The organism is Streptomyces sp. NBC_00289 (assembly GCF_041435115.1).
Lineage (GTDB): Bacteria > Actinomycetota > Actinomycetes > Streptomycetales > Streptomycetaceae > Streptomyces.
This window is the reverse complement of record NZ_CP108046.1, coordinates 4,956,517-4,968,667: the sequence shown is the minus strand read 5'-3', so window position 1 is coordinate 4,968,667 and position 12,151 is coordinate 4,956,517. Positions and strand designations below refer to the sequence as shown.

The 12,151-nt window shown below is 71.2% G+C and carries 12 protein-coding genes; 8 read left to right on the top strand and 4 right to left on the bottom strand.

The window, feature by feature from the left end:
• The first annotated feature begins 116 nt into the window (after positions 1-116).
• On the top strand, positions 117-452 hold the full coding sequence (locus OG985_RS22500; RefSeq protein WP_356037578.1) for a hypothetical protein: 336 nt from the start codon (positions 117-119) through the stop codon (positions 450-452).
• A gap of 174 nt (positions 453-626) precedes the next feature.
• Here OG985_RS22500 and OG985_RS22495 read toward each other — a convergent pair whose 3' ends face one another.
• Positions 627-1,040: a pyridoxamine 5'-phosphate oxidase family protein gene (locus OG985_RS22495; RefSeq protein ID WP_371670136.1), complete on the bottom strand. Its 414-nt coding sequence runs from the start codon at positions 1,038-1,040 to the stop codon at positions 627-629.
• A 141-nt stretch (positions 1,041-1,181) separates the two neighbouring features.
• Between OG985_RS22495 and clpB the strand changes: the two genes are divergently transcribed.
• Together clpB and OG985_RS22485 are read left to right on the top strand one after the other, a co-directional pair.
• Positions 1,182-3,779: an ATP-dependent chaperone ClpB gene (gene clpB, locus OG985_RS22490; protein WP_371670135.1), complete on the top strand. Its 2,598-nt coding sequence runs from the start codon at positions 1,182-1,184 to the stop codon at positions 3,777-3,779.
• Positions 3,780-3,948: 169 nt separating this feature from the next.
• Positions 3,949-4,479 (top strand): YbjN domain-containing protein, encoded by a 531-nt coding sequence (locus OG985_RS22485; protein ID WP_371670134.1) that lies wholly within the window; start codon positions 3,949-3,951, stop codon positions 4,477-4,479.
• Positions 4,480-4,514: 35 nt separating this feature from the next.
• Here OG985_RS22485 and OG985_RS22480 read toward each other — a convergent pair whose 3' ends face one another.
• Positions 4,515-5,705: a hypothetical protein gene (locus OG985_RS22480; protein ID WP_371670133.1), complete on the bottom strand. Its 1,191-nt coding sequence runs from the start codon at positions 5,703-5,705 to the stop codon at positions 4,515-4,517.
• A 136-nt stretch (positions 5,706-5,841) separates the two neighbouring features.
• On the bottom strand, positions 5,842-6,387 hold the full coding sequence (locus tag OG985_RS22475; RefSeq protein WP_371670132.1) for an ATP-binding protein: 546 nt from the start codon (positions 6,385-6,387) through the stop codon (positions 5,842-5,844).
• A gap of 176 nt (positions 6,388-6,563) precedes the next feature.
• Between OG985_RS22475 and OG985_RS22470 the strand changes: the two genes are divergently transcribed.
• The gene (locus OG985_RS22470) at positions 6,564-7,481 is read left to right on the top strand and encodes a Scr1 family TA system antitoxin-like transcriptional regulator (protein ID WP_371674463.1); all 918 of its coding nucleotides are present in this window, start codon (positions 6,564-6,566) and stop codon (positions 7,479-7,481) included.
• Positions 7,435-7,575 (top strand): DUF397 domain-containing protein, encoded by a 141-nt coding sequence (locus OG985_RS22465; protein ID WP_371670131.1) that lies wholly within the window; start codon positions 7,435-7,437, stop codon positions 7,573-7,575. The genes OG985_RS22470 and OG985_RS22465 overlap by 47 nt, the downstream gene beginning before the upstream one ends.
• A 216-nt stretch (positions 7,576-7,791) precedes the next feature.
• Here the strand turns inward: OG985_RS22465 and OG985_RS22460 are convergent, their stop codons facing one another.
• On the bottom strand, positions 7,792-8,985 hold the full coding sequence (locus OG985_RS22460) for a pyridoxal phosphate-dependent aminotransferase (protein ID WP_371670130.1): 1,194 nt from the start codon (positions 8,983-8,985) through the stop codon (positions 7,792-7,794).
• A 129-nt stretch (positions 8,986-9,114) separates the two neighbouring features.
• On the opposite strand from OG985_RS22460, the gene OG985_RS22455 reads away from it, so the two are divergent.
• From OG985_RS22455 to OG985_RS22445, 3 genes are all read left to right on the top strand, one after another.
• Complete coding sequence (locus tag OG985_RS22455) at positions 9,115-9,420, top strand: hypothetical protein (RefSeq protein ID WP_371670129.1); 306 nt, start codon at positions 9,115-9,117, stop codon at positions 9,418-9,420.
• A 406-nt stretch (positions 9,421-9,826) separates the two neighbouring features.
• Positions 9,827-10,381, top strand: a complete 555-nt coding sequence (locus OG985_RS22450) for a DUF2617 family protein (RefSeq protein ID WP_371670128.1) — start codon at positions 9,827-9,829, stop codon at positions 10,379-10,381.
• A gap of 99 nt (positions 10,382-10,480) precedes the next feature.
• On the top strand, positions 10,481-12,118 hold the full coding sequence (locus OG985_RS22445; protein ID WP_371670127.1) for a polyamine aminopropyltransferase: 1,638 nt from the start codon (positions 10,481-10,483) through the stop codon (positions 12,116-12,118).
• Positions 12,119-12,151 lie beyond the last annotated feature (33 nt).

The window sequence follows — 12,151 nt, the reverse complement described above, 5'->3', positions numbered from 1 at the left end:
GAACCGGCCACCCAGCCAGACTCCACCGGTGAGGCCGTTGCACCTCCGGACCTCTCTTGGAGCAGCGTTCAGGCGGGGGACCTGTCGTGGAGCATCGTCCCGAAGGACACGGCGGCATGACCACCCCACCCGACGACCGCTCCTTCCGGCGCGAGATGGCCACGGCCTATCGCTCGGGCTGGCACTTCATCGACCTGGTCACCGCGATCCCCCACGCCGGTGACTCGTTGATGGTGACGGTCTTCGGCGAGCCGGTGGTCGTGACCCGCGACGAGGACGAGGACCTGCGGGCATACCGGTGTCTGCGGCGGCCTCGGGGGGCGCCGCAGCCGGTACGGTGCGCCATCCGGTACGGAATGATCTTTGTGAACCTGGACCAGCGGGACCATCAGCTGGTGGAGCCGGACGTGCCGGACCTGCCGACCATCTCAGCCACCCCCCGCAGTGCCTGACGCGATTCCCCCGTCGTAACAGATCGCGCAGGTACTTCCCCCCGCAGCGGCGTCACCGTGACCTGAACACGGTGACGCCGCTGCAGTTTCCGGTGCTTTTTCCGGGTATCAGCCCTATCGGGTCGTGGCTGAAAACGATCAGTCGTGGCGGTGGTCACTCTCCGCGCACGGCACTCATCCACGCCCCATCGCCCGTGTCAGTTCGATCTCGATCACCACACGGGTCGGATTCGGTCCGGGCGTCCGGCCGTACCGCTCGGCGTACCGCCGCTCCGCCTCCGCGACCCGCTCCCGGTCGGTGCGGACGTACGCGCGGCCCTCCAGGGTGGCCCAGCGGCGCCCGTCCACCTGGCAGACGGCGACCCTGGCCCCCGCATCCCCGGCCGCCAGCACGTTGCCCACCTTGGTGCTGGACTTGTCGGCGATCACCCGAGCCAATCGCCGGCCGGGATCGTATGTCACTCCGACCGGTACGACGTGCGGGCTGCCGTCCGCGCGGGCGGTCGTCAGCGTGCACAGGTGCCGTTCCTGCCAGAAGCCGAGATACGACGTGTCGGGGGCGGCGGGGTCTTGCGGGTACTTGGCCATGAGCGGGAACTTATACGCAGGACCTTGAGTGGATTAGACTCAACTTTGTGTACGTTGACTGAGTCAGCACTGGAAAATGTGGAAGACGTGGACAACGTGTCCGACGTGGTCGACAGCTGACGCCAGGAGGAGAGAGCGAACGTGGACGCCGAGCTGACCAACCGGAGCCGGGACGCGATCAACGCGGCCAGCGGCCGTGCCGTGTCCGAGGGCAACCCGGACCTCACCCCTGCCCACCTGCTCCTCGCACTGCTCCAGGGCGAGGACAACGAGAACATCGTCGACCTCCTCGCCGCGGTCGACGCCGACCAGGCCGCCGTACGGGCGGGCGCGGAGAAGATCCTCGCCGGGCTGCCCAGCGTGACCGGTTCCACGGTCGCGCCGCCGCAGCCCAACCGGGAGCTGCTCGCCGTCATCGCCAACGCGAGCGAGCGGGCCAAGGACCTCGGCGACGAGTACCTCTCCACCGAGCACATGCTGATCGGCATCGCCGCCAAGGGCGGCGCGGCCGGCGACGTACTCTCCCAGCAGGGGGCCAGTGCGAAGAAGCTGCTGGACGCGTTCCAGAAGACCAGGGGAGGGCGCCGGGTGACCACACCCGACCCGGAGGGCCAGTACAAGGCACTCGAGAAGTTCGGTACCGACTTCACCGCCGCCGCGCGCGAGGGCAAGCTCGACCCGGTCATCGGCCGGGACCAGGAGATCCGCCGGGTCGTGCAGGTGCTGTCCCGCCGCACCAAGAACAACCCGGTCCTGATCGGTGAGCCGGGCGTCGGCAAGACCGCCGTCGTCGAGGGGCTCGCCCAGCGGATCGTGAAGGGGGACGTGCCCGAGTCGCTCAAGAACAAGCGCCTTGTGGCCCTCGACCTCGGCGCGATGGTTGCTGGTGCGAAGTACCGCGGTGAATTCGAGGAGCGGCTGAAGACCGTCCTCGCGGAGATCAAGGACTCCGACGGCCAGATCGTCACCTTCATCGACGAACTGCACACGGTCGTCGGCGCGGGCGCGGGCGGCGACTCGGCCATGGACGCCGGGAACATGCTCAAGCCCATGCTGGCCCGCGGCGAGCTGCGTATGGTCGGCGCGACCACCCTCGACGAGTACCGCGAGCGGATCGAGAAGGACCCCGCCCTGGAGCGGCGCTTCCAGCAGGTGCTGGTCGCCGAGCCCACCGTCGAGGACACCATCGCGATCCTGCGTGGACTCAAGGGCCGCTACGAGGCCCACCACAAGGTGCAGATCGCGGACAGCGCGCTGGTCGCGGCCGCCACGCTCTCCGACCGGTACATCACCTCCCGCTTCCTGCCCGACAAGGCCATCGACCTCGTCGACGAGGCCGCCTCCCGGCTCCGGATGGAGATCGACTCCTCGCCCGTCGAGATCGACGAACTCCAGCGCGGTGTCGACCGGCTGAAGATGGAGGAGCTGGCGATCGGCAAGGAGACCGACCCGGCCTCGCGGGAGCGGCTGGAGAAACTGCGCCGCGATCTCGCGGACAAGGAGGAGGAGCTGCGCGGCCTGACCGCCCGCTGGGAGAAGGAGAAGCAGTCCCTCAACCGGGTCGGTGAGCTGAAGGAGAAGCTCGACGAGCTGCGGGGCCAGGCCGAACGGGCCCAGCGCGACGGCGACTTCGACACCGCCTCCAAGCTGCTCTACGGCGAGATCCCCACCCTGGAAAGGGACCTGGAGGCCGCCTCCGAGGCCGAGGAGGAGGTGTCCAAGGACACCATGGTCAAGGAGGAGGTCGGCTCCGACGACATCGCGGACGTCGTCGCCGCCTGGACCGGCATCCCGGCCGGCCGCCTCCTGGAGGGCGAGACCCAGAAACTCCTGCGCATGGAGGAGGAGTTGGGCCGGCGCCTGATCGGGCAGTCGGAGGCCGTGCGGGCGGTGTCCGACGCGGTGCGGCGCACCCGGGCCGGCATCTCCGACCCGGACCGCCCGACCGGCTCGTTCCTCTTCCTCGGTCCGACGGGCGTGGGCAAGACCGAACTCGCCAAGGCGCTCGCCGACTTCCTCTTCGACGACGAGCGGGCCATGATCCGCGTCGACATGTCGGAGTACGGCGAGAAGCACAGCGTGGCCCGTCTGGTCGGCGCCCCGCCCGGCTACGTCGGCTACGAGGAGGGCGGCCAGCTCACCGAGGCGGTGCGCAGGCGGCCGTACAGCGTCGTGCTGCTCGACGAGGTGGAGAAGGCCCACCCCGAGGTCTTCGACGTGCTCCTGCAGGTGCTGGACGACGGGCGCCTGACGGATGGTCAGGGACGCACCGTCGACTTCCGCAACACGATCCTGGTGCTCACCTCGAACCTGGGCAGTCAGTTCCTGGTCGACCCGATCACCAGCGAGGCGGAGAAGAAGGAGCAGGTCCTGGAGGTGGTCCGGGCCTCCTTCAAGCCGGAGTTCCTCAACCGGCTCGACGACCTGGTCGTCTTCTCGGCCCTGAACAAGGACGAGCTGAGCCGTATCGCCCGGCTCCAGATCGACCGCCTCGCCAAGCGGCTGGCCGAACGGCGTCTGACGCTGGAGGTCACCGACGAGGCGCTCGCCTGGCTCGCCGACGAGGGCAACGACCCGGCCTACGGCGCCCGCCCCCTGCGCCGCCTCGTGCAGACCGCGATCGGTGACCGTCTCGCGAAGGAGATCCTGGCCGGCGAGGTCAAGGACGGCGACACGGTCCGGGTGGACGCCTTCGGCGACGGACTGATCGTGGGACCCGCCACGGGCAAGACGCTGTAGCCCGCGAAGACGTTTCCGAGCGCGGCCCCGGGGGGCACTCCGCCGGGGCCGCGCCCGGCGCGTCGGCGGATGAGGTTGCCGCTCACGGGTGAAGAGAGAGAGGGTGGGAGGTGTACGTCTGGTCTCAGAGACGGCCGGACGAGCCAGACGACCGCAGGAGTTTCCAGGTATGTCCATTGACCCGTCCTCGATTCCGAACTTCGGGGGCCAGCCCGAGCCCGAGCCCCAAGGGCCGGCGGGCCCCGTCGTCCCGGATCAGGACCTTGTGAAGCAACTCCTCGACCAGATGGAGCTGAAGTACGTCGTCGACGACGAGGGTGACCTCGCGGCGCCGTGGGAGGAGTTCCGTACGTACTTCATGTTCCGCGGCGAGGGGGACCAGCAGGTCTTCTCGGTGCGGACCTTCTATGACCGGCCGCACCAGATCGACGCCAAGCACCAGCTGCTCGAGTCCATCGACGACTGGAACCGGCGGACGCTGTGGCCGAAGGTCTACAGCCACACGCACGACGACGGCACCGTCCGCCTGATCGGCGAGGCCCAGATGCTGATCGGCACGGGCGTGAGCCTGGAGCACTTCGTCTCCTCGACGGTCAGCTGGGTGCGGGCCGCCATCGAGTTCGACAAGTGGCTCGTCGAGCAGCTCGGCCTCGAGCAGGAGGTCAACGACGCCGACAAGCCCGAGGACGACGAGGAGTAGGTTCCTCCTCCCGGTCCGCCACAGGGTCCGGTCCGCTACAGGGGTGTGTGGGCGATGACCACCAGATACGCCCCGTAAGCGAACGAGAGCCCGGCCAGGGCGCCGACCACCACGGTCGCGTGCCAGGGCCGGGCTCTCGCCGTCCGCACCAGCGCCCGCGCCGGCGGCAGCAGCAGCGGGAAGGCGGGGAGCAGGAAACGGGGCTTCGACTCGAAGAATCCCGAGCCGCCGAGCGCGACCAGCAGCAGCACACCGCTGTACACCAGCAGCGGCAGCGGGGCACGGTCGGCGAGCAGCAGGGCGTAGAGCACCACGGACACCGCGACGATCACCATCGTCATGGGGAAGACGAAACGGTCCCCGTGCAGCAGCAGGTGACGGACGAACCGCAGCGAGCCGTGCCCGAAGTCGAAGCGCGAACCCCAGCGCCGCTGCACCGCGAAGTAGCCGCCGAGCAGGTCGCCCTCGCGGTGTCCGACCCACAGCACGTACGCCACCCAGCCGAGCGGCGCGAGCGCGGCGCCCGTCCACAGGCTGTGGGAAACCTCGCCCGCCTTCCCGCGGCCTCGCCACAGCTCGTGCGCCGCCGCCGCGAGCACCGCCACCGCGACCGCGAACCCGTTGGGCCGGGCGAGCCCCGCCGCCGCGGCCAGCGCGCCCGCCCACAGCCAGCGCCCGTCCAGCACCGCCCACAGCGCCCAGGCGGCGAACGCGGTGAGTACCGGTTCCGTGTACGCCATCGACAGCACCACCGAGTGCGGCAGCAGGCCCCACAGCAGGACGAGCGCGGTGGCCACCGCCCGCCCGTGCAGCCGCGCCCCCAGGGCGTACATCCCGCAGGCGGCCGCCGCCGCCGCGAGCCAGGACACCACCAGGCCGGCCGCGCCCCCGCCCAGCGGGCTCACCGCGGTGACGGCCCGGACCAGCGCCGGGTACAGCGGGAAGAACGCCAGGTCGCTGTGGACGACACCCGGCTGAAAGTGCAGGGTGCGCCCGTACCCGTGGGCCGCGATCCCCAGGTACCACAGGGAGTCCCAGGACCGCCCGAGCAGCGCGAGCGGCTGCCTGCCGGTGGCCCAGGCGGTCGCGGCGAGCACGACGGCACCGGAGAGCCGGGCGGCCACGAACAGCCCGAGAGCGGCCGCCAGGGCCCGCCAGGAGCGGACACGCGTCCCGGCGTCCCGCTCGGCCACGGCGGAGGACGTGAGGGTACTGGCATGGGTCACACCCGCACATTGCAGGGGAAAAGGTACGTTCGCGAACACGGTGCGGCCGAGTGGGTACGGATTCACCCCGCCCGGCGTGGCGGCGTGACACCGGGTCCCGCCGGGGCGGGAGCCTTCGGCCGGCGCGCGTCGGGAGTCAGGGACGCGAAGCCGGCGCTCCCGCCGAGGGGCCGGATGCCGGCGACGACGTACGTGCCGGCGGACCGGAACACGCGGCACCACTTTCGCGCCTGTCGACGACGGGCACCTCCGCCCACACCGTCTTGCCCACGGGTCGCCGAGGCGCCGACCCCCAGCGCACGGCCAGGGCGTCCACCAGGAGCAGGCCCCGGCCGGACTCGCCCTCCGGGTGCGCGGCGAGCGGGGCCACGGGTGGCCACGTCGCGGAGGCGGTGTCGGCGACCTCGACGCGCACGAGGCCCGCGGTCGCGTCGAGAACCAGTCGGAGACCGAAGTCGCGTCCGGGGACCCGGCCGTGCCGCACGGCGTTCGCGGCGAGCTCGCCCACGACCAGGGCGACCGCGTACGACGCGTCCGACGCCGACGGGTGGCCCCACTCCTCCATACGCCGGACGGCGAGACGTCGGGCGAGCTGCGCGCCTCGCGGCGAGGAGGTGAACTGCTCGGCGAATGAGGGAAGTTCACACGGCTCGTCGCCCGCGGTGGTCGTTCCTGTCAGCACGGCTTGTCCGCCCTTGTCTGTCGAGCCGAGGTATCCCGCGACGTACACGAGTCGTCACGTTCCGTGCTCAAGAGTCGTCCGATCGCCCTACGCTCGACAGGTGACACAGCCTTACTTTTCCTCCCGTAAGGAACGGAAGTGACGCTTTGGCCAATGGAATTGACCCCAGTGCGTCGATGGCGGCGCTGTTCGGCACGCGGGTGCGCAGGCTCCGTACCGCGGCCGGCCTGACCCAGGCCGAACTCGGCGACAGAACCCACGTGGTGAGCACGCGGATCACGCAGATCGAGCGGGCGTCCGGGGCGAAGCCGACCCTGGAGCTGGCGCGGGCGCTGGACGCGGTCCTCGGCGCGGACGACCTGCTGGTCGAGCTGTGGCCGTACGTGTACCGGGAGGCGTTTCCGGACTGGTCGCGGAAGTTCATGGAGTACTCGGAGCGGGCGGTGGCCATCCGGCAGTACGCGGCCCATCTGGTGCCGGGTCTGTTGCAGACGGAGGACTATGCGCGCGCGGTGCTGAGTGTTGGTCGAACACTCGGCAGCGAAGAGCAGTTGGAAGAGCGGGTCGCCCTTCGCATGGGACGACAGGAACGTCTCGGCACGCCCGATCGCCCGGAGTTGTGGGTGGTCCTCGACGAGGCGGTCCTCAGGCGTCCGGTCGGCGGCCAGGTGGTGATGCAGGAGCAGTTGACGCGACTGCTGGGGACCACGGCGGAACCTCACGTCACCGTGCAAGTACTGCCGTTCGACCAGGGTGAGCACGATGTCATGGGCGGCTCGCTCACGATGCTCACCATGCCGGACGGCTCGGAGATCGCATACACGGAGGGCGCGCACTACGGCCAACTCATCGAGGATCCGGACCAGGTCAGGAGTTTCGCGCTGACCTACGATCGGCTGCGGGCGGCGGCTCTGCCCCCGCTCATGTCACTCGACATGATCCGATCCGTGATGGAGGACAACCACCGTGGAGCGAAGGTCCCGTCCCGAACTGAACGGCGCCGCCTGGCGCAAGAGCAGCTACAGCAATCAGGAGGGGGGCGACTGCGTGGAGGTGGCCGACGGATTCCGAGAGGCCGTCGTCCCGGTCCGTGACAGCAAGGCCCCGCACGGTCCGGCGCTGTGCTTCGAGGCCGCCTCCTGGGCGGCGTTCATAGGCGAGTTGAAGGCCGGACCCCACCGCCCCTGAGCCGGCCGGGCCCCGGCCACCGTCCGCGTACCGGGCTCACCGGGCCCTTGTCCGCGAGGGCCCGGCGGGCCGTTGACCTCCTGAAAGAACCAGGGGAAAGAACTACCCCGCCCACCCACCCTCCCCGGCCGCGAAGCCCGCGTCACCCGTCCGAGTGACCGGCTTGGGTAACGGCAGGCAACGAGGAATGCGACGACCGGCTCTACGGGGCGGCGGTCATCGCGCGAACGTCTTGCGGAGCCGTTCCGCCGCGTCCATCAGCATCTCGGTGCGTTTGCAGAACGCGAACCGTACGAACGGTGCGCCCTCCTCGCGGTGGTCGTAGAAGACCGCGTTCGGGATGGCGACCACGCCGGCCCGTTCCGGCAGGGCGCGGCAGAAGGCGAAGCCGTCCGTTTCGCCGAGGGGGCGGATGTCGGTGGTGATGAAGTACGTGCCCGAGGGCCGGAACACCTTGAAGCCCGCCTCCGTGAGGCCGGTCGACAGCAGGTCCCGCTTGACCCGCATGTCCTCGCGGAACGCCTCGAAGTACGTGTCCGGGAGGGCCAGCGCTTCCGCCACCGCGTACTGGAACGGGCCGGACGACACGTACGTCAGGAACTGCTTCGCCGAGCGCACCGCCGTCACCAGCGCGGGAGCCGCCGTCACCCAGCCGACCTTCCAGCCGGTGAAGGAGAAGGTCTTGCCGGCCGAGCCGATCGAGACCGTGCGCTCACGCATCCCCGGCAGCGTGGCCAGCGGCACGTGCTCGGCCTCGTCGAAGACCAGGTGCTCGTACACCTCGTCCGTGATCACCAGCAGGTCGCGCTCGACGGCCAGCTCGGCGATCGCGGTGAGCTCCTCGCGGGTCAGGACCGTGCCGGTCGGGTTGTGCGGCGTGTTGACGAGCAGCAGCCGGGTGCGGTCGGTGACCGCGTCGCGCAGCTCGTCGAGGTCGAGCCGGAAGCTGCCCTCGTGCGGACGCAGGGTGACGGGCACCCGGGTGCCGCCCGCCATGGCGATACAGGCCGCGTACGAGTCGTAGTACGGCTCCAGGGCGACGACCTCGTCGCCGGGCTCCAGCAGGGCCAGCAGGGCGGCGGCGATGGCCTCCGTGGCGCCCGCGGTGACGAGCACCTCGCTGTCGGGGTCGTACGACAGCCCGTAGCGCCGCTGCTGGTGCGCGGCGATGGCGGTGCGCAGCTCGGGGACGCCCGGACCCGGCGGGTACTGGTTGCCGTGGCCCTCGCGCAACGCCCGGACGGCCGCCTCACGGATCTCCTCGGGGCCGTCCGTGTCCGGAAAGCCCTGCCCGAGGTTGATCGACCCGGTCCGCAGGGCCAGGGCGGACATCTCGGCGAAGATCGTCGTCCCGAACTCGGCGAGCCGGCGGTTGAGCAGGGGGCGTGCGCTGGAGGTCATGCCGGTCATCCTCCGCCCAAGCTCTGGAGTTCCTCAACTCTGCTTTGGCCCGGGGGACGGAAGGGCATCTCCCCGGCACGCACCAAGCGAGGCGCCCACGGGGGGTCGTCTCGGGGACATCGGAAGGAGGGTGACGCCATGGTCTTCGGCATCATCCTGGCGGTGATCGCGGTTCTGTTCTTCGGGGCCCTCGTGAACGTCGCACGCGGCAGCCGGCGCAGCCGTCGGGTCCACGGCCGGCGTGCCGGGTCGTACGGCGCGGCGGGCGGCGGCAGCTGGTGGGCCGGCGGGGGAGACAGCGGGTCCTCGGGCGGCTCCGGAGGGCACTCCGGTGGTCACTCCGGCGGGCATTCGTGCGGCGGCGGGTCGTCGTGCGGAGGCGGCTCGTCCTGCGGCGGCGGGTCGTCGTGCGGGGGCGGCGGCGGATGCGGTGGAGGCAGCTGACACGGGGCAGCCGAGCTCCGCACAGGGGGAACCGCATCCGTGCGGCGGGGGCCCGTTCGGGGGTGGGCCCCCGCCGCGTTTCGCCGGGTGTCCGCCGGGGTTCACCCCCTGCGGGCGCCCGGCGCCGTGGCGCACGATCGGCCGCCCCGGCGTACGCCGAGGTTGAACAGTTGAGCTGTGGAGCCCTCTGAGGGATGGAAACCCCACGAAGTTGGGTAAAAACCCTGTGGCAGCCCCACAGTTCATGATTCCCTCTAAACCACCACCGCAGCCCCTCGGACGTTCAGCGGACACCTCTTCTGACTTCCTGACTTCCCGACTGGGCTGACCGGGCCGATACCCCGATGTCGCCCGGGGTGCGCCGGACCCACACTCCCTGTTCTTTGCGTGCTTGCGGAGCCGACCCATGCTCACGACCCTCAACACCTCCTACACCGACACGCGCGCGGCTGACCTCGCCTGGGCTTTGGGACGCGAGCCGCTGCCCGCCCTCGCCTCGCTCGACCTCGAACTGGACGGCTCAAAGCTTCAGTTGAGACTCCTCGGCGCGTCCCACCAGGTCCTCCTGGAGGAGGAGCGCGGAAGTTGCTCGGAGACGGTGGCGTGCATCGCCGGCAGCAGCACCCCGCTCCCGCTGGGTGTCGCCAAGCGGGTGGGCGACTGGGAATACGAGTTCGCCGCCCGAGTGGAAATGCTGTCCCCGGGCTCGTTCGCGGGCCGCGCCCAGGAGTTGCTGGCCCTGGTCTCTGACCACCCCCACGGGCTCGCCGGCGTCTTCCCGGGCAGCCCCCACGCCTTCACGGCACTGCTCGCCCAACGGTACGAGGGACAGGTGCACTGGCGGACCTGGCACGCGTATCCGCAGGACGGGCAGTTGGTGGCGACCCGGACCCGGGTGGGCGTGCCGACGGCCCGGCCCGGCCGCCCGCAGCGGGCGTGCCTCAGCCCGTCCGAGGTCTGAGGGCCATCCGAAGGGACCAAACGCGCAGCGCGCAACCGTCCGCCAGTTCCACACGTGTGGGTGACGAAGCGTGCTGCGGGTGTGACGTAACGTCGCAGCGTGATCGAACCGCACGCGCCCGCCCCGCCCGGCACCCCGCCGCCCTGGGCAGGCCCCGCGCGGCTGCCCGTCCGGCCGGGCACGGGCCGGTTCCTCGTCCTCACCTGCGTCTTCCTCTGTGCGGCCTGCGGACTCGTGTACGAACTGGAACTCGTCGCGCTCGCCTCGTACTTGATCGGCGACTCGGTCACCCAGACATCCGTCGTCCTGTCCGTCATGGTCTTCGCGATGGGCATCGGCTCGCTCGCCGCCAAACGGCTGCGCTGGCGGGCGGCGGCCGGCTTCGGCGCGATCGAGGCGGCCCTCGCGCTCATCGGCGGCTGCAGCGCGATGACGCTGTACGCCGTCTTCGCCTGGACCGGCGACTGGGGCGGCCTGTGGGGCAGCGGCCCCCGTTGCCTCCTGGTCGCCTTCTCCCTCGCCATCGGCCTGCTGATCGGCGCCGAGGTCCCGCTGCTGATGGAACTCATCCAGCGGATCCGGCGACAGGACGCCGGCGGCGCGGTGGCCGACCTGTTCGCGGCGGACTACGTCGGCGCCCTGGTCGGCGGCCTCGCCTTCCCCTTCCTGCTGCTGCCCCGGCTGGGCCAGCTGACCGGCACGCTGCTCACCGGCGCGGTCAACGTCGTCGCCGGCGGCGCCCTCGTCCTCGGCCTGTTCCGGCGCGACCTGAGCCACCGCACCCGCTGGACGCTGCTGGCCGTCAACGTCACCGTGCTCGCCGTCCTGGCCACGGCGGCGGCACTCGTCGACGACTTCGAACGGGCCGCCCGGCAGGCCGTCTACGGCCGGGACGTACGGGTCGCGGTGCAGACCGACGTCCAGGAGATCGTCCTCACCGGCGGCACCCCCGGCCGCCCCCTCGGCCTCTTCCTCGACGGCCGGCTCCGGGTCAGCGGCCGCGACGAGCACCGCTACCACGAGGCACTGGTCCAGCCCGCGATGAACGGCCCGCACGCGCGCGTGCTCGTCCTCGGCGGGGGTGACGGCCTGGCCGTCCGCGAGGTGCTGCGGCATCCGGGCGTACGACGGGTCGACGTGGTCGAACGGGACGCGACGGTCGTACGGCTGGCGCGCCAGGACCCGGCGCTGTCCGCCCTCAACGGCCACGTGTACGGCGACCCGCGCGTGCACGTCAGCACGGCGGACGCCTTCGGCTGGCTGCGCGGGGCGCCGTCGGCCGCGTACGACGTGGTGATCTCGGACCTGCCCGATCCGGGCATCACGGCGAGTACGAAGCTGTACTCGCAGGAGTTCTACGGCCTGGCCCGGCGGGTGCTCGCGGCCGACGGCCGCCTGGTCGTGCACGCCGGTCCGGTCTCCTCCCGCGCCCACGCCTTCTGGACGGTGGACACGACGATCCGGGCGGCCGGTCTCCGTACGGCCCCCTACTGCGTGGGCGGCCGCGACTCCGGCTTCGCCGCCGGCCCCGACCGCTCCGCCGGCGCGAGCCGCGCCCCCCACGACTGGGGCTTCGTCCTCGCCGCCCCCCACACCCGCCCACCCCTGACGCTCGCCCCCCACGGCCCCCACCCCACCACCCTGACCCGGACCTCCCTCCGCGCGGCGGCCCGCACGGCAGCGCACCGCAGGATGACCGGCCTGCGGGTTTCGACGTTGGTGCATCCGCGGTACTGAGCGGAGGCTGCCGGGGAGCACGGCGGTCCCGGG